The sequence below is a fragment of the Mycobacterium fragae genome (genome assembly GCF_002102185.1).
Taxonomy (GTDB): Bacteria; Actinomycetota; Actinomycetes; order Mycobacteriales; family Mycobacteriaceae; genus Mycobacterium; species Mycobacterium fragae.
In genome coordinates this window covers 40605-66024 of the sequence record NZ_LQOW01000016.1, presented here as the reverse complement: position 1 = coordinate 66024, position 25420 = coordinate 40605, and the positions used below count along the sequence as shown (strand labels likewise).

The window sequence follows — 25420 nt, the reverse complement described above, 5'->3', positions numbered from 1 at the left end:
CGTGGCCGAGACCGCGGCGTTGCGTGTGCAACTGATCGCCAAGACAGAGTTCTTCGCGCCGCCGGATGTGCCATGGAGTACCGACGCTGACGGCGGCCAGGCACTCGTCGAGTTCGCCGGCCGGGCGTGCTACCAGAGCTGGTCCAAGCCCAACCCCAAAACCGCGACCAACGCCGGCTATCTCAAGCACATCATCGACGTCGGGCATCTCTCGGTGCTCGAGCACGCGAGCGTGTCGTTCTACATCACCGGCATTTCGCGGTCTTGCACTCACGAGCTGATCCGGCATCGGCACTTCTCCTATTCACAACTGTCGCAGCGCTACGTGCCGGAGAGGCAGTCGCAGGTCGTGGTGCCGCCCGGCATGGAAGACGACCCGGAGCTGCAGCAGATCCTCGCCGCGGCCGCCGATGCCAGCCGGGCCACCTACACCGAGCTGCTGGGCCGGCTGGAAGCCAAGTTCGCCGACGAGCCCAACGCGCAGTTGCGCCGAAAACAGGCCCGGCAGGCCGCACGCGCCGTGCTGCCCAACGCCACCGAGACCCGCATCGTGGTCACCGGCAACTACCGAGCCTGGCGGCATTTCATTGCGATGCGGGGCAGCGAGCAAGCCGACGTGGAAATCCGGCGGCTGGCCATCGCGTGCCTGCGCCAGCTCGTCGACGCCGCGCCCGCGGTGTTCGCCGATTTCCAGATCGCCGAGTTGGCCGACGGCACCGAGGTGGCCACCAGTCCGCTGGCCATGGAAGCTTGAACCCGCCAGGTAATCTTGACAACCGTGAGCACCGGCGGATTCGACGTCCATACCCGTTTGGGCACGGTGTTGACCGCCATGGTGACGCCGTTCGGACCGGACGGCTCGCTGGACCTGGCTGCGGCCGCTCGGTTGGCCAACCACCTCGTCGACGCCGGCTGCGACGGCCTGGTGCTATCGGGCACCACCGGCGAGTCCCCGACCACGACCGACGCGGAGAAAATCGCCCTGCTGCGGGCGGTGCTGGACGCGGTGGGCGACCGCGCGCGGATCATCGCCGGCGCCGGCACCTACGACACCGCGCACAGCGTCCATTTGGCCAAGGCGTGCGCGGCCGAGGGCGCCCACGGGCTACTGGTGGTCACCCCCTACTACTCGAGACCGCCGCAAGCCGGGCTGATCGCGCACTTCACCGCCGTCGCCGATGCGACCGACCTGCCCGTGCTGCTCTACGACATCCCGCCACGCTCGGTGGTCCCGATCCAGCCGGACACCCTCCGCGTTCTGGCAGCGCACCCCAACATCGTCGGGGTCAAGGACGCCAAGGGCGATCTGCATGCCGGCGCGCAGCTGATGGCCGATGCCGGGCTGGCGTATTACTCCGGTGACGACGTGCTGAACCTGCCGTGGCTGGCGATGGGTGCGACCGGCTTCATCAGCGTGATCTCGCATCTGGCCGCCGGTCAGCTCCGAGACATGTTGAGCGCGTTCGGTTCCGGAGATGTCACCACCGCCCGCAAGATCAACATCGGTGTGGCACCGTTGTGTAACGCGATGAGCCGCCTCGGCGGAGTGACGATGTCCAAGGCCGGGCTGCGGTTGCAGGGCATCGAGGTGGGTGACCCGCGGCTGCCGCAAGTCGCCGCCACGCCCGAGCAGGTCGACGCCCTGGCCGCGGACATGCGCGCGGCCTCGGTGCTTCGGTGAGCCAGCGGTGAATCAAGACCTCGCTCCGCCAGGTCCCCTGACCGTCGGCGGGCTGCGGGTCACCGCGCTCGGCGGCATCAGCGAAATCGGCCGCAACATGACCGTTTTCGAGCACCTGGGCCGGTTGCTGATCATCGACTGCGGCGTGATGTTTCCCACCCACGACGAGCCGGCCGTCGACCTGATCCTGCCGGATCTGCGTCATATCGAAGACCGGCTCGACGACGTAGAGGCGCTGGTGCTCACCCACGCCCACGAGGACCACATCGGGGCGATTCCGTTCCTGCTCAAGCTGCGTCCCGACATTCCCGTCGTCGGCTCCAAGTTCACCCTGGCCCTGGTCGCCGCGAAATGCCGTGAGCACGGCCTCAAACCGGTGTTCATCGAGGTCGCTGAGGGACAGCGCAGCACCCACGGCGTGTTCGAGTGCGAGTACTTCGCCGTCAACCACTCCATTCCGGACGCGCTGGCCATCGCCGTGCGTACCGGCGCCGGGACCGTATTGCACACCGGCGACATCAAACTGGACCAGTTGCCGCTGGATGGCCGGCCCACCGACCTGCCCGGCATGTCCCGGCTCGGCGACGACGGCGTGGACCTGTTCCTGTGCGACTCGACCAACGCCGAGATCCCCGGCGTCGGGCCGTCCGAAAGCGAAATCGGGCCGACGCTGCACCGGCTGATCCGCGGCGCTCACGGGCGGGTGCTGGTGGCATGCTTTGCCTCCAACGTCGACCGGGTGCAACAGATCATCGACGCCGCGGTGGCGCTGGGCCGGCGGGTGTCGTTCGTCGGGCGGTCGATGGTGCGCAACATGGGCATCGCCAGAGAGCTGGGATTCCTGCGGGCGGCCGATTCGGACCTGATCGACATCGGTGCCGCCGAGATGATGCCGCCCGAAAAGATCGTGCTGATCACCACCGGAACTCAGGGTGAGCCGATGTCGGCGCTGGCGCGGATGTCACGCGGCGAACATCGCAGCATCACGCTGACCGCCGACGACCTGATCATCTTGTCGTCGTCGCTGATACCGGGCAACGAGGAGGCCGTGTACGGCATCATCGACGAGCTGTCCAAGATCGGGGCGCGTGTCGTCACCAATCAGCAAGTCCGCGTGCATGTTTCGGGCCACGCCTATTCCGGTGAACTGCTGTTCCTGTACAACGGGGTGCGGCCCCGCAATGTCATGCCGGTGCACGGGACCTGGCGGATGCTGCGGGCCAACGCCAAGCTCGCCGCCAGCACCGGTGTGCCGGAAGAGTCAATCCTGTTGGCGGAGAACGGGGTCAGCGTCGACCTGGTCGGTGGAAAGGCCAGGATCGCCGGCGCTGTGCCGGTCGGCAAGATGTTCGTCGACGGCCTGATCACCGGCGACGTCGGCGACATCACTCTGGGTGAACGGCTGATCCTGGCGTCGGGTTTCGTCGCGGTGACCGTGGTGGTGCGGCGTGGTACCGGGCGTCCCGCTGCCGCGCCGCATCTGCACTCGCGCGGCTTCTCCGAAGACCCCAAGGCGCTGGAGCCGGCCGTGCGCAAGGTCGAGGCGGAGTTGGAGTCGCTGGTGGCCGAGAATGTCACCGAACCGGCCCGGATCGCCCAGGCGGTACGCCGCGCAGTCGGCAAGTGGGTCGGCGAGACGTATCGCCGCCAGCCGATGATCGTGCCGACCGTCATCGAAGTCTAGGTTCCGCAACCTCCGCGCCGAAACTTAAACCATTGCGAATCCACGGCGTGTCGTCGCAATAGATTAAGTGTCGCGGCGAATGGGCCATCTCAGCTCTTCTCGGCGTAGACGGACCACTCGATTTCCGACGCAGTGAGGTTACGACCGGTCGGCTTGACGTAGCGCTGCACAATCTGCTCGGGCCCAAGCTGTTCGATCGGCCGCCAACCGTAGCGGGCGAGAAACTCCGCAACTTCTTCGGGCTGCAGCCCGAAGTGCCACAGCTCTCGGCGTTGACGAACCTTGCGGTACAACTGCTTTGCGCCGTAGAGGTTGACGCCTTCGATGAAGTCGCGCCGCACATACGTGAACACCAGCCGGCTACCCGACGCCACCGGCCGCAGCCCGTCCAGGGTGGCGTGCACGGCGTCGGCGGTGAGGTATTGGGTCACGCCCTCCCAGACGAAGAAGGTGCGATAGTCGGTGTGATAACCCTGTTCGGTCAACGTGGTGAGCAGCTCGTCGCGCTCGAAGTCCAACGCCACCAGTCGAACCGACTTCGGCGGCTCGCCCAGCACCCGCTGCACGGTCTTGGCCTTGCGGGCGATGTTGATCGACTGGTCGACCTCGAAGATCGGGAGGGAAGTTTCGCGCGCCAATCGGTATGCCGCGGTGTCCAATCCGGCCCCCAGCACGACCACCGCGTCGATTTCGCCGAGCGCCTCGCGGAGCTTGTCGGCGATGTAGCGCTTACGGCAGGCCAGGTTGGCCCACAGCCCGGGGCCGCCGCGGTCCATCGCGGCGACCAGCAGTCGTCGCAGCGGTACCGGCCGGGTTGCGGCGACCAGCCAGCGCGTCGGCGCGGGCAGAAACCGGGCCGCCAGATCGTCGTCGACCAGCCGGCGTCCCGGCGGTTCGTGTTGTTCGACGCCGGCAAGCACAATCGGTCCGAAAGCAGTCTGCGCCGCTGGATTTCGAGCCATTGCTACTGCTTGTTGAGGAAGCCCGCGTCGACCGGCAGGGTGATGCCGGTGATGTAGCGCGCCTGATCGGACACCAACCACGCCACCGCGTTGGCGACGTCCTCCGCAGACAGAACCTGCACCGGCAGTGCATTGCCCATATCCGGCGGCGAGTCGGACTCGGCGATCAAGTCGGCCAGCCATTGCCGGGTGAACTCGTTGTTGATCATCGGCGTGTCGACGCCTGCCGGGTGCACCGAGTTAACCCGAATGCTGTGCCGTGCAAGGTGATTGGCATACACACGCATCAAACCGACCAGGCCGTGTTTGGCTGCCGCGTAGCCGATGGAGCCGGCATCGGGGCTGCCGATGCCGGCCAGGCCCGCGGCCGAACTGATCAGCACGATCGATCCGCCCTCGCCCTGGGAGACCATCGTGGGTATCGCCTCCTCCACCGTGTGGTGCACACCCGTGAGGTTGACGTCGATCACGTCGCGCCAGCCGTCGGGGCCGGCCTGCATCGGAGCGATCCCGGCGTTGGCCACCACGATGTCCAGCCGGCCGAGCTTGTCGAGACCGGTTTGCAGCGCGGCGCCCAGCGCGGCTCGATCGCGCACGTCGGCCTGGCACGCCACGATGCGTGCGCCGGCGTCCTCGACGAGCTTGACGGTGGCGGCCAGATCATCCGGAGTGGCCAGCGGATACGGCACGCTGGCGATCTGATCGCACAGGTCGACGGCGATGATGTCGGCGCCCTCGGATGCCAGTCGCACCGCGTGGGCGCGGCCCTGCCCGCGGGCGGCACCGGTGATCAGCGCGACCTTGCCGCTGAGCGAGCCCATCAGGGACGCAGCTGCCCTTTGTTGGGATCGCCGGCGACGACCGGCGTGAGCATCTTGATGTCCGGTGCCCCGGCCAAGTGTTCGCCGGCGTCTTTGAACATCGTCGTGACCGCGGGCGCGCTGCTGTGGGCTTTGAGCGCGTCGGCATCGGCCCACTGCTCGACGAACACGAAGGTGTCACCGGATTCGTGCAGCGAATACAGCTGACAGCCCGGTTCGTCGTGGACGTCTTTGACCGCGCGGGTGAGGATTTCGCGCACGGTGTCGACCGACTCGGGTTTGACGGTCATGGTGGCGACGACGACGACGGGCATGCTGGGGCCTCCTGGGAACTCCGCGATGAGTGATAGACCGGACAGCCATCCACCCTACTCAGGTGTCCACCCAGATGGTGAGGGCCGCGGCGGCGATCGCGAAGAGCGCAAGCCCGATCGTGTCGGCCGCCCCCAGTCGCGGCGAATCCGTCTTGGCGATGCGAGATTCGCGCGCGATCAGGAATAACGGGAACGCCACGCTGATCGCGATGGTGGCTCCGCCGAGGATGTAGAGCCAGACGAACCTGACGCCGTGCTTTCTGGCCTCGACCACCATCAGCACCGCGGCGGCGAGGAAGAAGAGCACGATGTCAACGGTCAGCGACCTCGAAGCCGGCGTGACCTTCGAGTCGTCGAGGAATGCGGTCACAAAACGCGCCGGGCGGTCGAAGTAGGCGACGTTCTGGCTCCAGGTGGCCACCAAGGCGGCGATCGCGATGACGGCGTAGCTGGCACACAGGATCTTGCTGGCAGTCGGCATGCCGGCAGTGGGTTGAACAGCAGTTGTTTCGGCCATTTCGCGATGCTAGGGCGCAACATCTACAGAACTGACACAATTCTGTGACCCGTGTGGCAGATGGTGAAACCGGGGCCAGTGCGACTAGGCTTGGGGCCATGGCTAGTAAGACCGCTGCGCGATCGCGTGCCCGAACCAGCAGGTCAAAGGCCGGTTCGCGGGGAGGAGCCCGGCCTGCCCGTCGGGCGGCGCCGCGCCGCAAGCCGCCCAAGCGCCGGCATCCATCGCATGTCGCGACGGCCGGGGCCACCGCGGGGCGGGCCGTGCGCGCGGCGTGGCTGATGGTGGCCAAGGGCACCGGCACCACGGCGCGGTCGGTCGGCCGGGCCCGCGACATCGATCCGGGCCACCGCCGCGACGGAATGGCGCTGGCCCTGCTGGGTCTGGCCGTCGTCGTCGCCGCCAGTTCGTGGTTCGACGCCGCCCGCCCGGTCGGCGCATGGGTCGACTCGGTGCTGCGCATGTTCGTCGGCTCGGCGGTCGTTGTGCTGCCGGTGGTCACCGCCGCGGTGGCGGTGCTGTTGATGCGCACCGAGCCCAATCCGGATGCGCGGCCGCGCCTGGTTCTCGGCGCCGCGATGGTCGCGCTCCCGGTGCTGGGCCTGTGGCATCTGTGGGCCGGTTCGCCGGACACGCCGGCCGGACGGGCGCATGCGGCGGGATTCATCGGGTTCGCCATCGGGGGGCCACTCTCGGACGGATTGACCGTGTGGATCTGTGCGCCACTTCTGTTCATCGGCGCGCTGTTCGGGTTGCTCCTTCTGACCGGCACCACGATCCGGGAGGTGCCGGCCACTGTGCGGTCCATGTTCAGCACCCACGTGTTCGACGACGTCGACGATGACCACGAGATGGACATCGAAGATGCTGTCGCAGAAGACTTCTCCGACGGCTACTACGACGAACCCTTCGATAACGGCGAAGCCCAAGCGTGGCCCGTCGCCCCGGATGACACCCCCACCGTCCCGGAGCCCACCATTTCGCGCAGCCGCCGCAGCGCCCCGAAACGCGAAACCCTGGTGACCGACCGAGTGGTCGAGGGGCCATACACCTTGCCGTCGCTCGAGCTACTCGTCAAAGGCGATCCGCCCAAGAGGCGCAGCTCCGCCAATGATCATATGGCCGAGGCGATCACGTCGGTGCTGCAACAGTTCAAGGTCGACGCGGCGGTCACCGGCTGCACCCGTGGACCGACTGTGACCCGTTACGAGGTGGAACTGGGACCCGGCGTCAAGGTGGAAAAGATCACCGCGCTGCAACGCAATATCGCCTACGCGGTGGCGACCGAGAGCGTGCGGATGCTGGCCCCGATCCCCGGCAAGTCCGCCGTCGGCATCGAAGTTCCCAACACCGATCGCGAGATGGTCCGGCTGGCCGACGTGCTGACCGCGCCGTCGACCCGGCGCGACCATGATCCGCTGGTGATCGCGCTCGGCAAAGACATTGAGGGCGAATACATTTCGTGGAACCTGGCCAGGATGCCGCACCTGCTGGTCGCCGGCTCCACCGGATCGGGCAAATCCAGCTTCATCAACTCGATGCTGGTGTCGTTGCTGGCCCGGGCCACCCCGGAGGAGGTCAGGATGATCCTGATCGACCCGAAGATGGTGGAACTCACGCCGTACGAAGGCATTCCGCATCTGATCACCCCGATCATCACCGAGCCGAAGAAGGCCGCGGCGGCGCTGGCGTGGCTGGTCGACGAGATGGAACAGCGCTACCAGGACATGCAGGCCTCCCGGGTGCGCCATATCGACGACTTCAACGACAAACTGCGCTCGGGTGAGATCACCACGCCGCTGGGCAGCCAGCGCGAGTACCAGCCCTACCCGTATGTGGTCGCAATCGTCGACGAGCTTGCCGACCTGATGATGACGGCTCCGCGCGACGTCGAGGACGCCGTGGTGCGGATCACCCAGAAGGCCCGCGCCGCGGGCATCCATCTGGTGCTGGCCACCCAACGGCCGTCGGTGGACGTTGTCACCGGCCTGATCAAGACCAACGTCCCCTCGCGGCTGGCGTTCGCGACTTCGTCGCTCACCGACAGCCGGGTGATCCTCGACCAGGCGGGCGCGGAGAAGTTGATCGGCATGGGCGACGGCCTGTTCCTGCCGATGGGTGCGAGCAAACCGGTCCGGTTCCAAGGGGCGTTCATCACCGACGAGGAGATCCACGCCGTCGTCGCCGCCTGCAAAGAGCAGGCCGAACCCGAATACACCGAGGGCGTCACCACCGCCAAGCCCACCGGAGAACGCCGGGACGTCGACCCCGACATCGGCGACGACATGGACGTCTTCTTGCAAGCGGTGGAGCTCGTGGTGTCCAGCCAGTTCGGCTCCACGTCGATGCTGCAGCGCAAACTACGGGTCGGCTTCGCCAAGGCCGGGCGGTTGATGGACCTGATGGAGACCCGCGGGATCGTCGGCCCCAGCGAGGGATCCAAGGCCCGCGACGTGCTGGTCAAGCCCGACGAGCTGGCCGCCACTCTGGCGTCCATCCGCGGTCTCGGTGACCAGCCCACCGAATAAGCCGGTTAGTCCCGAATGTGCGGCCAGCCGCACATTCGGCGCCCGCTGTGCGGCCAGCCGCACGCTCGCGCAATCTAGAGCACCAGCAGCATCCGGGTGTTGCCCAGGATGTTGGGCTTGACGTAGCTGAGGTCCAGGAACTCGGCGACACCAAGGTCATACGAGCGGCACATCTCCTCGAACACCTCGGCGGTGACGGGGGTGCCCTCGATTTCGGTGAAGCCGTGACGGCTGAAGAAATCGGTCTCGAAGGTCAGCACGAACAGTCGCTCCAGCTCCAGCTCGCGGGCGACCTCGAGGAGCCGGTCGACGATGGCATGGCCGACGCCTCGGCCGGTCAGCTTGGGGTCGACGGCCACCGTGCGTACCTCGCCCAGATCCGACCACAGCACGTGCAACGCCCCGCAGCCGACCACCTCGCCGTCGAGTTCGGCCACCCAGAACTCCTGGACGGCCTCATACAGCGTCACCAGGTTCTTTTCCAGCAGGATCTTGCCCGCATAGGTGTCGACGAGCCGCTTGATCGCCGGGACGTCGGAGGTTCGCGCGCGCCGGACCACCGGCCGGGGGGCCTGCGGATCGCCCGCTGCGTTCACGGGTGCACACTATCGGCTTCGGCTTCCCAGGTGGGCAACCGATATTCTGTTGCCGTGTCGTGGCAACCCCAAACCGGCCCGATGGTCCGGCGTGTCCGCGTCACCAACCTGGCCAACATGCTCACTCTGTTGCGGCTGGTGCTGGTCCCGGTCTTCCTGTTGGTGCTGTTCGCCGGGAATGGCCACGAAACCCTAAGCCGCATAATCGCTTTCGTGATATTCGCGGTCGCTGTCATCACCGATCGCTTCGACGGCGCGCTGGCGCGCAACTACGGCATGGTGACCGAATTCGGCACGCTGGCCGACCCTATAGCGGACAAGACGCTGATCGGCGCGGCGCTGATCGGCCTGTCGATGCTCGGCGACCTGCCGTGGTGGGTGACGGTGGTGATCCTGGTCCGCGAGGTCGGGATCACGGTGTTACGGTTCGTCGTGCTGCGCCGCGGCGTCATCCCGGCCAGTCGCGGCGGCAAACTCAAAACGCTGGTGCAGGCGATCGCAATCGGGTTGTTCGTGTTGCCGCTGTCGGGGTCGTGGGAGGTGGCCGCATCGGCGGTGATGGCCCTCGCCATCGTGTTGACCGTGGTCACGGGCGTCGATTACGTCGCGTCCGCCGCGCGGGATGTCCGCGCACGACCCGCTCCGCATTGATGCCCGCGGGAACGATGACCACGCACCGGGCGTTTACCAGTTGAACTGCTGACCGGACGAAGGAGAGCGCAATGCCGTCATTGGTGCGCGAGGTCATCGGCGACGTGCTGCGCCGGGCCCGGACCACCCAAAACCGGACGCTGCGCGAAGTGTCCGATGCCGCCCGGGTCAGCTTGGGGTATCTGTCCGAGGTCGAGCGCGGGCGCAAGGAGGCGTCCAGTGAGCTGCTCAGCGCGATCTGCGACGCGCTGGAGGTCCCGCTGTCGCAGGTGCTCGTCGACGCCGGCGAGGAGTTGGCACGCCAAGAGCGCGCACAGGTTGCCACGGCAAGCGCCGTCAACATCGATCCCGATACCAAGGTCGTCATTCCGCCGGTGGTCTCGCTGGCCCTCACATAATGAGCCCCGAGACGCCCGACTGGCGTATGCGCAACAAGGGTGCGGCGATCCGCGCGGAACGGATAAATTGAGCGGCAGTAGTCCATCTATTCGGAGGCGGAGCTGACTCATGGCCAATCCGTTCGTCAAGGCTTGGAAGTACGTGATGGCGCTGTTCAACGCGAAGATCGACGAGCACGCCGACCCCAAGGTGCAGATTCAGCAGGCCATTGAGGAAGCTCAGCGTCAGCATCAAGCGCTGACCCAGCAGGCCGCGCAGGTGATCGGCAACCAGCGCCAACTGGAGATGCGGCTCAACCGGCAGCTGGCCGACATCGAGAAGCTTCAGGTCAATGTGCGGCAGGCGGTGACGTTGGCCGACCAGGCCACTGCGGCCGGAGACACCGCCAAGGCCACCGAGTACAACAACGCCGCCGAGGCGTTCGCGGCGCAGCTGGTCACCGCGGAGCAGAGCGTCGAAGACCTCAAGGGACTGCATGACCAGGCGCTTGCCGCCGCCGCTCAGGCCAAGAAGGCCGTCGAGCAGAACGCGATGGTGCTGCAGCAGAAGATCGCCGAGCGCACCAAGCTGCTCAGCCAGCTCGAGCAGGCCAAGATGCAAGAGCAGGTCAGCGCGTCGCTGCGGTCGATGAGCGAGCTCGCGGCGCCGGGCAACACGCCGAGCCTCGACGAGGTGCGCGACAAGATCGAACGACGCTACGCCAACGCGCTCGGCGCAGCCGAGCTGGCCCAGAACTCGGTGCAGGGCCGCATGCTCGAGGTCGAGCAGGCCAGTGTGCAGATGGCCGGCCACTCGCGGCTGGAGCAGATCCGCGCGTCGATGCGCGGCGAGGCGCTACCGGCCGGTGGGCCGGAGGGCGACCAGGCGGCCACCCCCACCACACCGGCCGCCGCTCCCAACGCCGCCCCCGCCCAGAAGCCGATCGGCCAGCAGTAGGCCACCAGTAGACGGGAAAGCGAAATGGCGGTGAGGCAGGGTCACGTCACGGGTCAATGGCGGTCGCTGCTGCAACGTGCTCTGGAGTTTTCCGACTCGGTGGCACAGAGGATCAGCGCCGCCACGGATCCGCGGGCCCGAATGCTGCGCCGCCGCCGCCGTGCGCTGCGCTGGGGTCTGATATTCGGCGCCGGTTGCCTGTTCTGGGGAGTGGTCACGGCGCTGCTGGCGGCCTGGGGCTGGTTTGTCTCGCTCTTGGTGCTCACCGGGGCGATCGCGGTCATTCAGGCGATTCCGGCGACGCTGTTGCTGCTTCGCTATCGCTGGCTGCGCGCGGAGCCGCTGCCGCCGCAGCGGCCGGCCAACGCCCGTCGGCTGCCCCCACCAGGTTCGGCGGCGCGACCGGCGATGTACGCGCTGGGTGCTTCTGAGCGTGGCTTCTTCTCGCTGCTGGGGGTCATGGAGCGGGGAAACATGTTGCCGGCCGACGAGATTCGCGACTTGACCGCCGCGGCGAACCAGACCGCTGCGGCCATGGCGGCAACCGCCTCCGAGGTGGTGTCGATGGAGCGGGCGGTCCGCTCGACCAGCGAATCACGGTCGTATCTGGTGCCCACCATCAACGCGTTCACCACCCAGCTGTCCAACGGCGTGCGTCAGTACAACGAAATGGTCACCGCCGCAGCGCAATTGGTGTCGGCAGCGAACAGTCAGTCGCCGGGCCCAGGGCCGGCATCCCAGCTGGCACGGCAGCGCTACCGCGACGAGCTGACCGATGCGACGGACCGCCTGCTCGGTTGGGCGCAGGCTTTCGACGAGCTCGGCGGGCTGCCGCGGGCTTAGACGTCGTGGCTGCGGAACTCGGCTGAGTCGGGACGGGGGCCGTAGCGTTCCGCATAGCGTCGGTGCATGTCGGCGTCGCGTATGCGGCGGCGTTCGTCGACCAGATCCGGGTCCAGGCCGTGTACCCGCAGCATGTGGCGGCGCCACACCTTGTTGAGCGCGTGCGAGAAGTACACGAACGGGATCAGGATCGGCAGCGTCATGCTCAAATGGACGTCCAGCGTCGTCGGGATCAGCCAGAACGGCGCGAGCACCAGCACCGCCGGAACCGCGACCCGGACCATCATCCGCGCGGCCGCGCCCTTGCCGGCCAAGTCGTTGCGCACCCAGTCCCGCATCGAGTCGGGCAGCCGGTGCCCGTAGCAATAGCGGATGTACTGGATGACGTTGGGCCGGGTGTCGCTCATCGGCGTCTCTAGAACGATGCCCGCAGCGACGGGATTACCAACGCGGCCAGCCCACGCGCCGTCGCCTTGAGCATGTCGTAGAAGTCGAAGTAGTCCCGCCACAGGGTAATTCGCCCGTCGCGCACTTCGAACACGCCACAGACCCAGAACTGCAGGCGTAGCGGGCCGAAGATCAGCGCGTCGGTGCGTTCGGTGAGGACGGCGGACCCGTCGGCGGCGATCCGGTGGATCTTCACCTCGAATCCGGCGCGGCCCTCCATCCGGCGAAACAGGCGCATCGCCCGATCACGGCCATAGATGGTCGGCAATCCGACGTTCTGGTACACCAGGTCGTCGGCCAATGCGGCGCTTGCGGTTTCGAAGTCCTCGTCCTGTAGCGCGTTGAGGAAGACCTCGACCGTTCGGGTGCTCTCGGCAGTCTGCTCGGTCATGGTCGCCAGCCTAGCCGTGGCCCTGTGGGAGGGTAAGGCATGCGCGTCGCGGTGGTCGCCGGACCGGATCCCGGGCACTCGTTTCCCGCCATCGCACTGTGCCAGCGCTTCATCGCAGCCGGCGACAAGCCGACCCTGCTGACCGGCACAGAATGGCTCGACGCCGCCCGTGGCGCCGGAGTCGACGCCGTGGAACTGGCGGGGCTCGACCCCACCGCCGAGGACGACGATCGCGATGCCGGCGCCAAGATCCACCAGCGCGCCGCGCGGATGGCCGTGCTCAACCTTCCGCAGTTGCGGGAGCTGGCGCCGGATCTGGTGGTGTCGGATGTCATCACGGCCTGCGGCGGGATGTCCGCCGAGCTTCTGGAAATCCCGTGGATAGAGCTCAACCCGCATCCGCTGTACCTGCCGTCGAAGGGGCTGCCGCCGTTGGGCAGCGGGCTGGCACCCGGCACCGGCATCGTCGGCCGGACCCGTGACGCAGTGATGCGGGCGCTGACCGCGCGGTCGTGGCGCGCGGGTTTGCGGCAGCGCGCGGCGGTCCGCGTCGATATCGGTCTGCCGGCCCGCGACCCCGGGCCGCTGCGGCGGCTGATCGCCACGCTGCCCGCCCTGGAGGTTCCGCGTCCGGACTGGCCCGCCGAAGCCGTGCTGGTGGGGCCGCTGCACTTCGAGCCGACCGAGCATGTGCTGCCGATCCCGCCCGGGTCCGGTCCGGTGGTGGTGGTTGCGCCGTCGACGGCGTTGACCGGCACACGCGGGATGGCCCAGACCGCGCTGGACTGCCTGGTGCCTGGCGCCGGACTGCCCGCCGAAGCACGGGTGGTGGTTTCGCGGCTGAACGGTCCCGACCTGACGGTGCCGCCGTGGGCGGTGGTCGGGCTGGGACGCCAAGACGAACTGCTGAAGCAGGCCGAGCTGGTGATCTGTGGCGGCGGTCACGGCATGGTGGCCAAGACACTGCTGGCCGGGGTGCCGCTGGTGGTGGTTCCCGGTGGCGGGGACCAGTGGGAGATCGCCAACCGGGTGGCCCGCCAGGGCAGTGGGCGGCTGGTTCGGCCGCTGACTGCCGACGCGCTGGTTAGTGCGGCCAACGATGTGCTGTCGACGCCGAGCTACCGCGAGGCTGCCCGGCGCGCCGCGGATGGCATTGCCGACGTCGCCGATCCGGTCCAGGTGTGTCACGATGCGCTGTCCAGGTAGCTTTGTATGCCGTGCGGCTGACGGAGTTTCACGAGCTGGTGACCATGCGCTTCGGCGCGACCTACGGCGCCTCGGTGCTGGCCGATCACGTGCTGAGCGGGTTCGACGGGCGCACCGCCGCACAGGCGATCGAAGACGGGGTGGACCCGCGCGACGTATGGCGGGCGCTGTGCGTCGACTTCGACGTCCCCCGCGAACAGTGGTGAGACTCTCGGTGTCTCCGGTCGAGACTGCGTCCGGGGCGCTTGTGGGCTAAAAATTCCGCCCTGGACGCAGGGTCGACGCCGTGGATGCACACTCGGCGCGCCTCCTTGCTTTCGAACACCTGTTCGTTACTGTGGGATCGTTCGACAGACGCGGACTTGTCGGTGGGCTGCTCTAACGTCGCGGCCAACCGACCGATACCGGTCGAGGAGAACACCGACTACACCGAGAGGTAGCACCATGACGCAAGCCCCTGACCGCGAGAAGGCCCTCGAACTGGCGATGGCCCAGATCGAGAAGAGTTACGGCAAAGGTTCGGTGATGCGCCTCGGGGACGAGGTGCGCCAGCCGATCTCGGTCATCCCGACCGGGTCGATCGCACTGGACGTTGCCCTGGGCATCGGCGGCCTGCCGCGCGGCCGGATCGTGGAGATCTACGGTCCGGAGTCCTCGGGTAAGACCACCGTCGCCCTGCACGCGGTGGCCAACGCCCAGGCCGCCGGCGGCATCGCGGCGTTCATCGACGCCGAGCACGCGCTGGACCCCGACTACGCCAACAAGCTGGGCGTGGACACCGATTCGCTGCTGGTGTCCCAACCCGACACCGGTGAGCAGGCGCTGGAGATCGCCGACATGCTGATCCGCTCCGGCGCGCTGGACATCCTGGTCATCGACTCGGTGGCCGCGCTGGTGCCACGCGCCGAGATCGAAGGCGAGATGGGCGACAGCCATGTTGGACTACAGGCCCGGCTGATGAGCCAGGCGCTGCGGAAAATGACTGGCGCATTGAACAATTCGGGCACCACGGCGATCTTCATCAACCAGTTGCGCGAAAAGATCGGAGTGATGTTCGGCTCGCCCGAAACGACAACGGGCGGAAAGGCTTTGAAGTTCTATTCTTCAGTACGCTTGGACGTCAGGCGAATTGAGACACTCAAGGACGGCACCGATGCGGTGGGCAACCGTACCCGGGTCAAGGTCGTCAAGAACAAGGTCTCACCGCCCTTCAAGCAGGCCGAGTTCGACATTCTCTATGGCAAGGGCATCAGTAAGGAAGGCTCGCTGATCGACATGGGCGTGGAGCAGGGCTTCATCCGCAAGTCCGGCTCCTGGTTCACCTACGAGGGCGAACAGCTCGGTCAGGGCAAGGAGAATGCCCGAAACTTCTTGCTGGAGAACACCGACGTGGCCAACGAGATCGAGAAGAAGATCAAGGAGAAGCTCGGCATCGGCGCGGTGGTGACCGACGACTTGACCGATGACAGCGTCTTGCCCGCCCCCGTCGACTTCTGAGTCGATTCGCGAAGAGCAGGCGCGGGCGTTGTGCCTGCGCTTGCTCACCGCGAGGGCGCGCACCCGCGCCGAGCTGGCCGGTCAGCTGGCGAAGCGCGGCTATCCCGACGACGTCGCAACCCAGGTGTTGGACCGGCTGGCCGACGTGGGGCTGGTGGACGACGCCGGCTTCGCCGAACAGTGGGTGCACTCCCGGCGGGTGAACGCGGGAAAGGGCAAGCGCGCGTTGGCCGCTGAGCTCCGCACCAAGGGCGTCGACGATGACGTGATCACCGAGGTGCTCGCCGGTCTCAAACCGGCTGCCGAGCGCGGCCGCGCCGAGAAGTTGGTGCGGGCCAGGCTGCGGCGGGAGCCGCTGGGCAACGACAACGACGCCGTCCGGGCCAGCCGCCGGCTGGTGGCAATGCTGGCGCGCCGCGGGTACGACCAGACGATGGCCTACGACGTGGTCAACACCGAGCTGGCCGCCGAACGGGAGCGCAGACGCGTTTAGTGCGCTTGCGCCACAGCCGCACCGGGCGCGCCCTCCTGCTCGATGGTTGCCGCCTCCAGCGGCGAGCGGCGGGTGCGACGCAGCCGTTGCTCGATCGAGAACGCCAACCCTGACAGACCGATGTTGACCACGATCATCAACGCGGCGATGACGATCAGCGCCGGCACGAAGTTGCTGTACTGCGCGCCCGCGACAGTGCCCTGGCGCACCATCTCGACGAATGTGATCTGGTAGCCGATGGCGGTGTCCTTCAACACCACCACTAGCTGCGAGACCAGCACCGGCAGCATCGCGGTGACGGCCTGCGGTAGCAGGATCACCCGCATCGTCTGACCCCAGCGCATGCCGAGCGCGGCCGCCGCTTCGGATTGCCCGCGGGGAAGGGCGTGGACGCCGGCGCGCACGATTTCGGCGATCACCGCGGCGTTGTACAGCGTCAAACCGGTGACCACGCCGGCAAGTGCCAGTTGCCGGGCCGGGACTACCGCATAAAGCGCATAGACGTAGTAGGCGAAGATCATCATGATCAGCACCGGGACCGCGCGAAAGAATTCCACCAGTACGGCGCACACCCACCGGATCGCACTAATCGTGGTCAGCCGGCCGACTCCCAGGACCACGCCGGCCGCCAGCGCCAGCACAATCGACCAGGCCGCCGCGGTCAACGTCCCCTGAACACCGGGCAGCAGGTAGGTCTTCCACAGATTGGCCGTCAGGAACGGCCTCCACTTGTCGGCGTCCAACTGGCCCTTGGCGTTAAGCCGCGAATACACCACCCATCCCACGAACACCGCCGCCAGAATGGTGCCGAGGGAGATCGCCCGGTTGCGGGCCCGCGCGCGGGGCCCGGGCGCGTCGAAGAGCATCGAGGCGCTGCTCATCGTGGCACCGCCCAGCGCCGGCCCAGATAACCGAACAACAGCCCCAGCGGCAGGGTCAGGATGACGAATCCGGTTGCGAAGATGACGCCAACCGTGAGCAGCGCCGCGGTGTTCTCGATCATCGACTTCATCAGCAGCGCTGCCTCGCCGACCCCAATTGCTGAAGCGATCGTCGTGTTCTTGGTCAAGGCGATCAGCACCGATCCCAGCGGGATGATCACCGCGCGAAAGGCTTGTGGCAACAGGATGATTCGCAGATTCTGTCCGAACGTCAACCCCAGCGCGCGAGCCGCCTCCACTTGGCCCAACGGAACGGTGTTGACGCCGGAGCGAAGCGCCTCGCACACGAATGACGCTGTGTAGACGGCCAATCCAAGCACTGCCAACCGGAAATTGCTGTCGTCGATCGACGTCGGCGAACGCGGGTCGGCCAGCGTCAGCCCTAGCGTCTGCGAAAGCCCGAACGAACAGAACAGGATGATCAACGTCAGCGGGGTGTTGCGCACCAGGTTGACGTACGCGGTGCCGATCCACCTCAGCGCCGGCACCGGGGAGAGCCGCATGACGGCCAGCAACGTGCCGAGAATCAGCGCGCCGAGCCCGGCGAGCAGCGTCAACTCGACGGTGACTTCGAACGCCGCAAAGATCTGATCGCGGTACTGGTTGAAGACATCCATCGTGAGCTCCGCGCGATGTGCCGGGTCAGTACCGGTTGACCTTCGGCGGTTTTGGCGTCGGATAGCCCGACGCCCCAAGGTTTTTCGCGAACGCAGCCTGCCAGGAGCCGTCGCGCTCCATTTTCTCGATCGCGTCGTCGATCTTGTGGCGCAGCGTGAGGTTCTCTCTCTTCAATCCGATTCCGTACTCCTCCCTCGAGAACGGCTTCCCGACCAGCTTGAAGGTGCCCGGACTCTGCGCGGAGTAGCCGGCCAGAATCACATCGTCAGTGGTCACGGCGTCGATTGCGCCGTTTTTGAGTGCTTCGATGCAGGCCGAATAGGTGTCGTAACGCTGCAGCTGCACGCCGGGATAAGTGTCCTTGATGCGCTGGGCCGGTGTGGAACCCGCCACCGAACACAACTTCTTGTTGTGCTGCAACGATTGCGGGCCGGTGATGCCCGTTTGGTCGGCACGCACCAGCAAGCTCTGTCCCGCGACGAGATACGGCCCGGCGAAACCGACCTTCTGCTTGCGGGCATCAGTGATCGAATAGGTCGCGACGACGTAATTGACCTGACCGTTGCGGATCAGCGCCTCCCGCTGCCCAGACGGCGCCTCGACCCAGACGACGTTCGCGGCCGTGTACCCGAGCTGTTGCGCGACGTAGCGGGCGACGTCCACGTCGAATCCGCTCATCGTTCCGTCGGGATTCTTCATCCCCAAACCGGGTTGGTCGAACTTCACCCCGATCGTGATGGTCCCGGCGGTCATGCCCCCGCACGCCGCCACCGACATCGTCAGCGCGCCGGTCAACCCGATGGCGGCGAACCACCGCACCCGTAAGCACACCGGGGCCGACGGCATGTTTTCGAATCCTTCCGCTGTGACTAGTGGTTGAGGATTTTGCCGAGGAAGTCTTTCGCGCGGTCGGTTTGCGGGTTTTCGAAGAAGTCGCCAGGTTTCGCGTCCTCAATGATCGTCCCGTCGGCCATGAAGGCGACACGGTCGGCGGCGCGCCGGGCGAAACCCATCTCGTGGGTCACCACCAACATGGTCATCCCGTCTTCGGCCAGCGCCGTCATCACGGCGAGCACCTCGGCGATCATCTCGGGATCCAGGGCGCTGGTCGGCTCGTCGAACAGCATCACCTTGGGCTTCATCGCCAGCGAGCGCGCGATCGCCACCCGCTGCTGCTGGCCACCGGACAGCCGGGCGGGGTGCTTGTCGGCCTGGTCGGCGACGCCGACCCGTTCCAGCAGCTCCATCGCCGTCGCGCGCGCCTCCCGCCGGGGGATCTTGCGCACCTTCATCGGCCCCAGCATCACGTTTTCCAGGACCGTCTTGTGTTCGAACAGGTTGAACGACTGGAACACCATGCCCACTTCGGAGCGCAGCCGTGCCAGGCCGCGCCCTTCCTCCGGCAGCTGTTCGCCGTCGATCGCGATGGTGCCCGAGTCGACGGTCTCCAGCCGGTTGATCGCACGGCACAACGTCGATTTGCCCGATCCCGACGGACCCACCACCACGACCACCTGGCCACGGCCCACGTCGAAGTTGATGTCCTTGAGCACGTGCTGGCTGCCGAAATGCTTGTTGACCCCGCGCATCGAGATCATCGGCGTCGCGGTGGCCTTCATGGGGTGTGACCCTACCCAGCAGGGCGGATCCGTACCGGAGTCCGGCAAACGGCGCACCGCCCGATCGCCGTACCATGGCCCCGTGACTTCGACGCTGGCACCACATGTGGGGCGGACCTATCAGGTCCGCACCTACGGATGCCAGATGAACGTCCACGATTCGGAGCGGTTGGCGGGTCTGTTGGAAGCGGCGGGCTACCGGGCGGCGCCCGACGGCGCCGACGCCGACGTGGTGGTCTTCAACACCTGCGCGGTCCGGGAAAACGCCGACAACAAGCTGTACGGCAATCTCAGTCACCTGGCCCCGCGAAAGCGAAACAACCCCGACATGCAGATCGCGGTGGGCGGCTGCCTGGCGCAAAAGGACCGAGACACGGTGCTGCGCAAGGCGCCGTGGGTCGACGTGGTCTTCGGCACCCACAACATCGGATCGTTGCCGACGCTGCTCGACCGGGCCCGGCACAACCGGGTTGCCCAGGTGGAAATCGCCGAGGCTCTGCAGGAGTTTCCGTCAGCGCTGCCCGCTGCGCGCGAATCCGCCTATGCCGCTTGGGTTTCCATCTCAGTCGGGTGCAACAACAGCTGCACGTTCTGCATCGTGCCGTCGCTGCGGGGCAAGGAAGTCGACCGCAGCCCCGCCGATATCCTGGCCGAGGTGCGGTCGTTGGTCGCCGATGGCGTGCTGGAAATCACCCTGCTGGGCCAAAACGTCAACGCCTACGGGGTCTCGTTCGCTGATTCGCGGTTGCCCCGCAACCGCGGCGCCTTCGCTGAACTGCTGGTCGAGTGTGGACGCATCGACGGGCTGGAGCGGGTGCGTTTCACGTCGCCGCATCCCGCGGAGTTCACCGACGACGTCATCGACGCCATGGCCACCACACCGAATGTGTGCCCGGCCTTGCACATGCCGTTGCAATCCGGGTCGGACCGCGTGTTGCGCGCGATGCGGCGGTCTTACCGCGCCGAGCGCTTCCTCGGCATCATCGACCGGGTCCGCGCGGCCATGCCCCACGCCGCGATCACCACCGACCTGATCGTCGGCTTCCCCGGCGAAACCGAGGAGGACTTTGCGGCCACGCTGGACGTCGTGCGGCGGGCCCGGTTCTCGGGTGCGTTCACCTTCCAGTACTCCAAGCGGCCCGGCACCCCCGCCGCCGAGCTCGACGGCCAGCTGCCCAAAGCGGTCGTGCAGGAACGCTATGAACGACTGGTGACGCTGCAGGAGCAGATCTCCTTGGAGGAGAACCGGACTCAGATCGGGCGCATCGTCGAGGTGCTGGTCGCCACCGGGGAAGGGCGCAAGGACAGCCGCACCGCACGGATGAGTGGACGCGCACGCGACGGCCGGTTGGTGCACTTCACGCCGGGCGCGCTGCAGATCCGTCCGGGTGACGTCGTCACCACGACCGTGACCGGCGCCGCACCGCATCATCTGATCGCGGACAGCGACCTGCTGACCCACCGCCGTACCCGCGCCGGTGACGCTCATGACGACGCCCCGCCCGGTGTGGGCCTGGGCATGCCGGCGGTGCGTCGATGAATGCGCAGAACCAGGGCGAGTTCGACGCCTTCAAGGCTGACATCGAGGCGGCCGAGCGTCGCATCGCACGCGAAATCGAGCCGGGCGCAAGGGCTTTGGTCGTCTCGATCCTGGTGTTTGTGCTACTGGTGTCATTCATTTTGCCGCACACAGGTAACGTCCGGGGATGGGATGTGTTGTTCGCCAGCCACGGTTCCGCGGCGGCCGCGGTAGCGCTTCCGTCACGGGTGTTCGCCTGGCTGGCACTGGTTTTCGGCGTCGGCTTCTCCATGCTGGCATTGCTGACCCGGCGCTGGGCCTTGGCGTGGGTGGCCTTGGCGGGCTCGGCGGTCGCCAGTGGCGTTGGCTTGCTGGCGGTTTGGTCTCGGCAGACCGTGGCCGCGGGGCATCCGGGCCCGGGCGTGGGGCTGGTCGTCGCGTGGATCACGATCATCGTGTTGACGTTTCACTGGGCGCGGGTGGTGTGGTCGCCCACGATCGTGCAACTTGCCGCAGAGGAGCAGCGTCGCCGCGCTGCCGCACACCAACAGTCCCGCACGCTGCTGGAAACCCTGGACCAGACCGAGCCGCCGGACGACGAGAAGCCCGGCTAGGACTTCAGCGCTTCGGCGGCGGCGTCGGCCCATTGCCGCCACTGCGCGGCGTTCGCCCTGGCCTCTTCGGCTTCCTTGTCGCGGCCCGCGGCCTCGGCCTTCTGCGCCTGCCGCTCGTACTGTTCGGCCCGCACGCGGAACTGCTCGGCCCGCGCCTGGGCCTGTGGGTCAGACCAATCTGATTCGCCGGCGTCGCGCACCTTCTTCTCGACGGCGCGAAGCCGCCGCTCCAGGTCGGCCGACCGTTCTCGGGGGACCTTGCCGATGGCGTCCCACTTCTCGGCAATCGACCGCAGCGCCGTCCGTGCGGCCTCGATATTGGTGGTGTCGAGCTTTTCGGCCTCGCTCAACAGCGCCTCTTTGGCGGCGGCGTTCGCCTGCAATTCGGCATCCCGTTCGGCAGTGGCGGCATTACGTGCTTTGAAGAAGACGTCCTGGGCGGCTTTGAAGCGCCGCCACAGCGCGTCGTCGACCTCGCGCGCCGCCCGTCCGGCGGCCTTCCACTCGGTGAGCAGCTTGCGGAACTGGGCACTGGTCGGGCCCCAGTCCGTGGATTCGGCCAGTTCTTCGGCCTGCTCGCAGAGCCGCTCCTTGGCTTCTCGGGCGCCGGCTCGCTCCCGGTCCAGTTCCGCGAAGTGCGATCCACGTCGCCGATTGAAGGTCTCCCGCGCCGCCGAGTAGCGCTTCCACAGCGCGTCGTCGGTCTTACGGTCCAGACCGGTGATCGTCTTCCACTCGTCGAGGATCGCGCGCAGCCGGTCGCCGGCGAGCTTCCACTGCGTCGAGTTGTTGGCCAGCTCTTCGGCTTCGGCGGCAAGGGCCTCCTTGCGGGCGGTCTGGGCTGCGCGGAACTCCTCGCGGCGGGAGCGGTCTTCGGCGGCGACGGCGTCCGCGCGCTCGACGATGCCGGCCAGACGGGCGGCCAGCGCGTCGACGTTCCCGAGCACTTTGGCGGTCGGCAACGTCTCGGCCAGCGCCGTCGCAGTGGCTTTGATCTTGCGGGCGTCACCGGTGCCGGCGGCCAGCCGCTCTTCCATCAGCGCGACCTCGGTGCTCAAATCGTCGAATCGCCGACCGAAGTGGGCGAACGCGGCTTCGGTGTCGCCGGCCTGCCAGGAGCCGATCACTCGCTCGCCCGCGGAGCTGATCAGCCACACCGTGCCGTCGTCGTCCACGCGGCCGAATCGGTGCGGGTCGTTGGCCTGCGGAGCGGCGACCTGAGGCGGATGGGGCCGAGGTGTCGGTCGTGGTCCGGGTCGCGGTCCCGGGCGCGGGATCGGCCTGGATTCGTCTCGGGGCTCTTCGGCCGTCATGAGCTGCCGTCACCTACCCTTCGCGCGGTTGTGTCCCGCGCATCTGCCGCGCAGCGCGGCGCCGTCAACTGCACCGCCGGGAGGCGAGTGCGGCGTCCCGACGGTTCCTTCACCAGTATTGAAGCAGCTTGACGCGCGGTGCACCCCGGCTTGGGTTTGCGAAGCCGTCAGACCGCCTGCGCGCGACTCGCGTGTCGACCTGCCCGGCTGTGTTCGCGCCGTCGGCCACCGCAATTAGAGTGGCGGGAACTGTCAACGAGTTAGATGACTGTGTGACGGCTTCCGGGCCGAAGCTCGGCGAGGAGGTCACCGATGTGGAAGACAGATCTCGCAATCTTTCTCGCGCTGTGCGCGGCGCTGGCGTCCGCAGTCGGCGACGTCATACGTCAGCGCTCCGCGCAAGAGATCACCGACAAGCAGGTCGGCCATTTCGAGTTGTTCCGAATGTCGTTACGCGACGCCCGATGGTGGTTAGGCGGCGGCGGCGCCGTAACCAATTACGCCCTGCAGGCCGCGGCCCTGACAGTGGGCTCGGTGATGTTGGTGACGTCCTTACAGGTCACGGCGTTGCTCTTTGCCCTACCGATCTACGCGCGGTTGAGCCACCATCGGGTGACCCGCTGGGAGTGGATGTGGGCGCTGGTGCTCGCCCTGGCATTGGCCTTGGTCGTTAGCGTCGGTGACCCGCAATCCGGCAACCATAGGGCCTCGCTGCAAACCTGGATCGTGGTGGCCGTCGTATTGGGTCCGGCATTGATCTTGTGTGTGCTCGCGGCGCGGATCTGGCAGCGTGGGCCGGTGGCGGCGGTGCTGCTGGCGGTGGTGGCGGGTTCGTCACTGGCGCTGTTTGCGGTGCTGACCAAGGGTGTCGTCGAGGTGGTCGAAGGTGGCTTTGGGGCGTTGTTACGTGCGCCTGAGTTCTATGCCTGGATACTGGCCTCGCTGGTCGGGATGATCTTTCAGCAATCGGCGTTTCGCGCCGGCGCATTGACCGCCTCATTGCCGACGATCACGGTGGCCAAGCCTGTGGTCGCTGCGGTGCTCGGAGTCACCGTGCTCGATGAGACGTTGAACGCCAGTGGCCCGGAGGCAATCGTGCTTGTGGCGGCCGTCGCGGTGGTCATAACCGCGACGGTGGCGTTGGCCCGTGGCGAGGCCGCCACCATGGCGGCGGACGCCGGCCAGGATGTGGGCATCACCGAGCCGTCGACGGCGTCGCCGGGACGTTAGTTTGGTGGCGTGTTGAGCGCCATCGCGATCGTTCCGTCCGCGCCGGTTCTGGTCCCCGAACTCGCCGGTGCAGCGGCCGCCGAGGTGGCCGAACTGCGGGCGGCCGTGGTCGCCGCCGCTACCTCGCTGCCGCCGCGGTGGGTCGCGGTCGGCGTTGGGCTCGCCGACGGCGTGTTCGGTCCGGAAAGCCTCGGCACGTTCGCGGGCTTCGGCGCCGACGTCAGGGTGCGGTTGTCGCCCGGCCACTCCGGTCAACCGGTCGAGTTACCGCTGTGCGCGTTGTTCACCGGCTGGGTGCGCGGGCAGGCGCAACCCGATGCGCGTGCCGAAGTGCGGGTCTACTCCGCCGATCTCGACACCGATGCTGCACAGGCCCGCGGCCGGCAGCTGCGGGCCGCGATCGACCGGGTGGCGGAGCCGATCGGCGTATTGGTCGTCGCCGACGGCGCCACGACCCTGACCGCGGGCGCTCCCGGCGGATACCGGCCCGACGACATCGAGGTTCAGCTCGCCCTCGACGATGCGCTGGCCAGCGGTGACGTCGCCGCCTTGAGCCGGCTGCCGGGGCAGGTCGTCGGACGGGTTGCATTCCAGGTGCTGGCGGGTCTGGTCGAGCCGGCGCCGCGGTCGGCCAAGGAGCTGCTCCGCGCGGCACCGTACGGTGTCGGGTACTTCGTCGGCGTCTGGCAGCCGTGAGGCCGCTGGCGATCGTCGGGCCGACCGGCACCGGCAAATCGCAGCTTGCGCTCGACGTGGCCGAGCGGCTCGGCGGCGAAGTCGTGAACGCCGACGCGATGCAGCTCTACCGCGGCATGGATATCGGTACCGCGAAACTACCCGTCGGGCAGCGCCGCGGCATTCCGCATCACCAGCTCGACGTCCTCGACGTCACCGAGACCGCGACCGTCGCCCGCTATCAGCGCGCCGCCGCCGACGACGTCGAGGCGATCGCCGCCCGCGGTGCGGTGCCGGTCATCGTCGGCGGGTCGATGCTCTACCTGCAATCGCTGCTGGACGACTGGTCGTTTCCGGCGACCGATCCGTCGGTGCGTGCCAAATGGGAGCAGCGGCTCGCCGAGGTCGGCCCGGCACAGCTGCACGCCGAGCTGGCCCGCCGCGATCCGGCGGCCGGGACGTCGATCCTGCCGACCGACGCTCGGCGCATCGTGCGCGCTTTGGAGGTGGTGGAGCTCACCGGGCAGCCGTTCGCCGCGTCGGCGCCGGCGATCGGCGCGCCACGCTGGGACGCCGCGATCATCGGGTTGGATTGCGCCACAGAGCTTCTCGACCAACGGTTGAGCGAGCGCACCGAAACCATGTTCAAGCAGGGACTGGTCGGCGAGGTCACCACGCTGCTGGCCCGCGGATTGCGCGAGGGCGTCACCGCCTCACGGGCACTGGGGTACGCGCAGGTGATCGCCGACCTCGACGCGGGCGGCACTGGCGACGGCGCCCGGGAACCGACGTTCATCGGCACCCGCCGCTATGTGCGACGCCAACGGTCGTGGTTTCGTCGCGACCACCGGATCCGTTGGCTCGACGCCACCGCTCCCGGGCTCGCGGACGAAGCAATGGCAGCGTGGCGGCACGTATCCTGAGC

Annotated in this window: 29 protein-coding genes; 17 read left to right on the top strand and 12 right to left on the bottom strand. The window is 67.4% G+C overall.

The window, feature by feature from the left end:
• Window position 1 precedes the first annotated feature (1 nt).
• From thyX to AWC06_RS08290, 3 genes are read left to right on the top strand one after another with little or no spacing between them, the layout of a single operon-like run.
• Window positions 2-754, top strand: coding sequence for an FAD-dependent thymidylate synthase (thyX, locus tag AWC06_RS08300; protein ID WP_085196268.1), 753 nt, complete (start codon window positions 2-4; stop codon window positions 752-754).
• A gap of 24 nt (window positions 755-778) precedes the next feature.
• Window positions 779-1681: a 4-hydroxy-tetrahydrodipicolinate synthase gene (dapA, locus tag AWC06_RS08295; protein WP_085196266.1), complete on the top strand. Its 903-nt coding sequence runs from the start codon at window positions 779-781 to the stop codon at window positions 1679-1681.
• A gap of 7 nt (window positions 1682-1688) precedes the next feature.
• Entirely contained in the window at window positions 1689-3365 is a 1677-nt protein-coding gene (locus tag AWC06_RS08290; protein ID WP_085196264.1) for a ribonuclease J, read from the top strand.
• An 89-nt stretch (window positions 3366-3454) separates the two neighbouring features.
• Here AWC06_RS08290 and AWC06_RS08285 read toward each other — a convergent pair whose 3' ends face one another.
• The 4 genes from AWC06_RS08285 to AWC06_RS08270 are packed head-to-tail and all read right to left on the bottom strand — an operon-like array spanning window position 3455 to window position 5979.
• Window positions 3455-4327, bottom strand: coding sequence for an SAM-dependent methyltransferase (locus tag AWC06_RS08285; protein ID WP_085196262.1), 873 nt, complete (start codon window positions 4325-4327; stop codon window positions 3455-3457).
• A 2-nt stretch (window positions 4328-4329) separates the two neighbouring features.
• Window positions 4330-5148, bottom strand: a complete 819-nt coding sequence (locus tag AWC06_RS08280; RefSeq protein WP_085196260.1) for a mycofactocin-coupled SDR family oxidoreductase — start codon at window positions 5146-5148, stop codon at window positions 4330-4332.
• Complete coding sequence (locus tag AWC06_RS08275; RefSeq protein WP_085196257.1) at window positions 5148-5462, bottom strand: putative quinol monooxygenase; 315 nt, start codon at window positions 5460-5462, stop codon at window positions 5148-5150. The genes AWC06_RS08280 and AWC06_RS08275 overlap by 1 nt, the downstream gene beginning before the upstream one ends.
• Before the next feature lie 58 nt (window positions 5463-5520).
• Window positions 5521-5979, bottom strand: coding sequence for a DUF2834 domain-containing protein (locus tag AWC06_RS08270; protein WP_227371119.1), 459 nt, complete (start codon window positions 5977-5979; stop codon window positions 5521-5523).
• Window positions 5980-6077: 98 nt separating this feature from the next.
• Between AWC06_RS08270 and AWC06_RS08265 the strand changes: the two genes are divergently transcribed.
• Complete coding sequence (locus AWC06_RS08265) at window positions 6078-8507, top strand: FtsK/SpoIIIE family DNA translocase (protein WP_139819966.1); 2430 nt, start codon at window positions 6078-6080, stop codon at window positions 8505-8507.
• Window positions 8508-8581: 74 nt separating this feature from the next.
• On the opposite strand, the gene AWC06_RS08260 is transcribed toward AWC06_RS08265, so the two are convergent.
• A complete protein-coding gene (locus AWC06_RS08260) occupies window positions 8582-9103 on the bottom strand; it encodes an amino-acid N-acetyltransferase (protein WP_139819965.1) in 522 nt (173 codons plus the stop codon).
• An 81-nt stretch (window positions 9104-9184) separates the two neighbouring features.
• Here AWC06_RS08260 and pgsA point away from each other — a divergent pair, with 81 nt between their 5' ends.
• The 4 genes from pgsA to pspM all read left to right on the top strand — a co-directional run bounded on the left by pgsA (window position 9185) and on the right by pspM (window position 11932).
• Window positions 9185-9754 carry a CDP-diacylglycerol--glycerol-3-phosphate 3-phosphatidyltransferase gene (pgsA, locus tag AWC06_RS08255; RefSeq protein WP_139819980.1) on the top strand — a complete coding sequence of 190 codons (570 nt, stop codon included), beginning with the start codon at window positions 9185-9187 and terminating at the stop codon, window positions 9752-9754.
• Window positions 9755-9825: 71 nt separating this feature from the next.
• Window positions 9826-10152 carry a transcriptional regulator ClgR gene (gene clgR / locus AWC06_RS08250; RefSeq protein WP_085196252.1) on the top strand — a complete coding sequence of 109 codons (327 nt, stop codon included), beginning with the start codon at window positions 9826-9828 and terminating at the stop codon, window positions 10150-10152.
• A gap of 109 nt (window positions 10153-10261) precedes the next feature.
• Window positions 10262-11089 carry a phage shock protein PspA gene (gene pspA / locus AWC06_RS08245; protein ID WP_085196250.1) on the top strand — a complete coding sequence of 276 codons (828 nt, stop codon included), beginning with the start codon at window positions 10262-10264 and terminating at the stop codon, window positions 11087-11089.
• 24 nt (window positions 11090-11113) lie between these two features.
• A complete protein-coding gene (pspM, locus tag AWC06_RS08240; protein WP_085196248.1) occupies window positions 11114-11932 on the top strand; it encodes a phage shock envelope stress response protein PspM in 819 nt (272 codons plus the stop codon).
• On the opposite strand, the gene AWC06_RS08235 is transcribed toward pspM, so the two are convergent.
• Both AWC06_RS08235 and AWC06_RS08230 read right to left on the bottom strand, forming a co-directional pair.
• Window positions 11929-12339 carry a DUF5313 domain-containing protein gene (locus tag AWC06_RS08235; RefSeq protein WP_085196246.1) on the bottom strand — a complete coding sequence of 137 codons (411 nt, stop codon included), beginning with the start codon at window positions 12337-12339 and terminating at the stop codon, window positions 11929-11931. The genes pspM and AWC06_RS08235 overlap by 4 nt on opposite strands.
• Window positions 12340-12347: 8 nt before the next feature.
• On the bottom strand, window positions 12348-12770 hold the full coding sequence (locus AWC06_RS08230; RefSeq protein WP_085196244.1) for a limonene-1,2-epoxide hydrolase: 423 nt from the start codon (window positions 12768-12770) through the stop codon (window positions 12348-12350).
• A 39-nt stretch (window positions 12771-12809) separates the two neighbouring features.
• On the opposite strand from AWC06_RS08230, the gene AWC06_RS08225 reads away from it, so the two are divergent.
• From AWC06_RS08225 to recX, 4 genes are all read left to right on the top strand, one after another.
• Window positions 12810-13976, top strand: coding sequence for a glycosyltransferase (locus tag AWC06_RS08225; protein ID WP_085196242.1), 1167 nt, complete (start codon window positions 12810-12812; stop codon window positions 13974-13976).
• 11 nt (window positions 13977-13987) lie between these two features.
• Window positions 13988-14182 (top strand): DUF3046 domain-containing protein, encoded by a 195-nt coding sequence (locus tag AWC06_RS08220; RefSeq protein WP_085196600.1) that lies wholly within the window; start codon window positions 13988-13990, stop codon window positions 14180-14182.
• Between the two features lie 238 nt (window positions 14183-14420).
• Entirely contained in the window at window positions 14421-15473 is a 1053-nt protein-coding gene (gene recA, locus AWC06_RS08215) for a recombinase RecA (protein ID WP_085196240.1), read from the top strand.
• Window positions 15439-15966, top strand: a complete 528-nt coding sequence (gene recX / locus AWC06_RS08210) for a recombination regulator RecX (protein ID WP_085196238.1) — start codon at window positions 15439-15441, stop codon at window positions 15964-15966. Before recA ends, recX begins: the two co-directional genes overlap by 35 nt.
• On the opposite strand, the gene AWC06_RS08205 is transcribed toward recX, so the two are convergent.
• The 4 genes from AWC06_RS08205 to AWC06_RS08190 are packed head-to-tail and all read right to left on the bottom strand — an operon-like array spanning window position 15963 to window position 19123.
• Window positions 15963-16847, bottom strand: a complete 885-nt coding sequence (locus tag AWC06_RS08205; protein WP_085196236.1) for an amino acid ABC transporter permease — start codon at window positions 16845-16847, stop codon at window positions 15963-15965. The genes recX and AWC06_RS08205 overlap by 4 nt on opposite strands.
• A complete protein-coding gene (locus AWC06_RS08200; RefSeq protein ID WP_085196234.1) occupies window positions 16844-17524 on the bottom strand; it encodes an amino acid ABC transporter permease in 681 nt (226 codons plus the stop codon). Before AWC06_RS08200 ends, AWC06_RS08205 begins: the two co-directional genes overlap by 4 nt.
• 25 nt (window positions 17525-17549) lie before the next feature.
• Window positions 17550-18371: a glutamate ABC transporter substrate-binding protein gene (locus AWC06_RS08195; protein ID WP_085196233.1), complete on the bottom strand. Its 822-nt coding sequence runs from the start codon at window positions 18369-18371 to the stop codon at window positions 17550-17552.
• A 23-nt stretch (window positions 18372-18394) separates the two neighbouring features.
• A complete protein-coding gene (locus AWC06_RS08190) occupies window positions 18395-19123 on the bottom strand; it encodes an amino acid ABC transporter ATP-binding protein (RefSeq protein WP_085196231.1) in 729 nt (242 codons plus the stop codon).
• A gap of 103 nt (window positions 19124-19226) precedes the next feature.
• Here AWC06_RS08190 and miaB point away from each other — a divergent pair, with 103 nt between their 5' ends.
• Both miaB and AWC06_RS08180 read left to right on the top strand, forming a co-directional pair.
• Window positions 19227-20684, top strand: a complete 1458-nt coding sequence (gene miaB, locus AWC06_RS08185; protein WP_227371143.1) for a tRNA (N6-isopentenyl adenosine(37)-C2)-methylthiotransferase MiaB — start codon at window positions 19227-19229, stop codon at window positions 20682-20684.
• Entirely contained in the window at window positions 20681-21277 is a 597-nt protein-coding gene (locus AWC06_RS08180) for an Rv2732c family membrane protein (protein WP_085196229.1), read from the top strand. The genes miaB and AWC06_RS08180 overlap by 4 nt, the downstream gene beginning before the upstream one ends.
• On the opposite strand, the gene AWC06_RS08175 is transcribed toward AWC06_RS08180, so the two are convergent.
• Window positions 21274-22590, bottom strand: coding sequence for a DUF349 domain-containing protein (locus tag AWC06_RS08175; RefSeq protein WP_085196227.1), 1317 nt, complete (start codon window positions 22588-22590; stop codon window positions 21274-21276). The genes AWC06_RS08180 and AWC06_RS08175 overlap by 4 nt on opposite strands.
• A 312-nt stretch (window positions 22591-22902) precedes the next feature.
• Here AWC06_RS08175 and AWC06_RS08170 point away from each other — a divergent pair, with 312 nt between their 5' ends.
• The 3 genes from AWC06_RS08170 to miaA are packed head-to-tail and all read left to right on the top strand — an operon-like array spanning window position 22903 to window position 25418.
• Window positions 22903-23820 carry a DMT family transporter gene (locus AWC06_RS08170; RefSeq protein ID WP_139819964.1) on the top strand — a complete coding sequence of 306 codons (918 nt, stop codon included), beginning with the start codon at window positions 22903-22905 and terminating at the stop codon, window positions 23818-23820.
• A gap of 9 nt (window positions 23821-23829) precedes the next feature.
• Entirely contained in the window at window positions 23830-24516 is a 687-nt protein-coding gene (locus tag AWC06_RS08165) for a class III extradiol ring-cleavage dioxygenase family protein (RefSeq protein ID WP_085196225.1), read from the top strand.
• Window positions 24513-25418, top strand: coding sequence for a tRNA (adenosine(37)-N6)-dimethylallyltransferase MiaA (miaA, locus tag AWC06_RS08160; RefSeq protein WP_085196223.1), 906 nt, complete (start codon window positions 24513-24515; stop codon window positions 25416-25418). The genes AWC06_RS08165 and miaA overlap by 4 nt, the downstream gene beginning before the upstream one ends.
• Window positions 25419-25420: the final 2 nt, after the last annotated feature.

Excerpts from the sequence above, each read along its gene's own strand:
- AWC06_RS08285 (WP_085196262.1), bottom strand. The coding sequence starts at position 4,327 with ATGGCTCGAAATCCAGCGGCGCAGACTGCTTTCGGACCGATTGTGCTT.
- AWC06_RS08280 (WP_085196260.1), bottom strand. The coding sequence starts at position 5,148 with ATGGGCTCGCTCAGCGGCAAGGTCGCGCTGATCACCGGTGCCGCCCGC.
- AWC06_RS08275 (WP_085196257.1), bottom strand. The coding sequence starts at position 5,462 with ATGCCCGTCGTCGTCGTCGCCACCATGACCGTCAAACCCGAGTCGGTC.
- AWC06_RS08270 (WP_227371119.1), bottom strand. The coding sequence starts at position 5,979 with ATGGCCGAAACAACTGCTGTTCAACCCACTGCCGGCATGCCGACTGCC.
- AWC06_RS08265 (WP_139819966.1), top strand. The coding sequence starts at position 6,078 with ATGGCTAGTAAGACCGCTGCGCGATCGCGTGCCCGAACCAGCAGGTCA.
- pgsA (WP_139819980.1), top strand. The coding sequence starts at position 9,185 with ATGGTCCGGCGTGTCCGCGTCACCAACCTGGCCAACATGCTCACTCTG.
- clgR (WP_085196252.1), top strand. The coding sequence starts at position 9,826 with ATGCCGTCATTGGTGCGCGAGGTCATCGGCGACGTGCTGCGCCGGGCC.
- pspA (WP_085196250.1), top strand. The coding sequence starts at position 10,262 with ATGGCCAATCCGTTCGTCAAGGCTTGGAAGTACGTGATGGCGCTGTTC.
- pspM (WP_085196248.1), top strand. The coding sequence starts at position 11,114 with ATGGCGGTGAGGCAGGGTCACGTCACGGGTCAATGGCGGTCGCTGCTG.
- AWC06_RS08235 (WP_085196246.1), bottom strand. The coding sequence starts at position 12,339 with ATGAGCGACACCCGGCCCAACGTCATCCAGTACATCCGCTATTGCTAC.
- AWC06_RS08230 (WP_085196244.1), bottom strand. The coding sequence starts at position 12,770 with ATGACCGAGCAGACTGCCGAGAGCACCCGAACGGTCGAGGTCTTCCTC.
- AWC06_RS08225 (WP_085196242.1), top strand. The coding sequence starts at position 12,810 with ATGCGCGTCGCGGTGGTCGCCGGACCGGATCCCGGGCACTCGTTTCCC.
- recA (WP_085196240.1), top strand. The coding sequence starts at position 14,421 with ATGACGCAAGCCCCTGACCGCGAGAAGGCCCTCGAACTGGCGATGGCC.
- recX (WP_085196238.1), top strand. The coding sequence starts at position 15,439 with ATGACAGCGTCTTGCCCGCCCCCGTCGACTTCTGAGTCGATTCGCGAA.
- AWC06_RS08205 (WP_085196236.1), bottom strand. The coding sequence starts at position 16,847 with ATGAGCAGCGCCTCGATGCTCTTCGACGCGCCCGGGCCCCGCGCGCGG.
- AWC06_RS08200 (WP_085196234.1), bottom strand. The coding sequence starts at position 17,524 with ATGGATGTCTTCAACCAGTACCGCGATCAGATCTTTGCGGCGTTCGAA.
- AWC06_RS08195 (WP_085196233.1), bottom strand. The coding sequence starts at position 18,371 with ATGCCGTCGGCCCCGGTGTGCTTACGGGTGCGGTGGTTCGCCGCCATC.
- AWC06_RS08190 (WP_085196231.1), bottom strand. The coding sequence starts at position 19,123 with ATGATCTCGATGCGCGGGGTCAACAAGCATTTCGGCAGCCAGCACGTG.
- AWC06_RS08180 (WP_085196229.1), top strand. The coding sequence starts at position 20,681 with ATGAATGCGCAGAACCAGGGCGAGTTCGACGCCTTCAAGGCTGACATC.
- AWC06_RS08175 (WP_085196227.1), bottom strand. The coding sequence starts at position 22,590 with ATGACGGCCGAAGAGCCCCGAGACGAATCCAGGCCGATCCCGCGCCCG.
- AWC06_RS08170 (WP_139819964.1), top strand. The coding sequence starts at position 22,903 with ATGTGGAAGACAGATCTCGCAATCTTTCTCGCGCTGTGCGCGGCGCTG.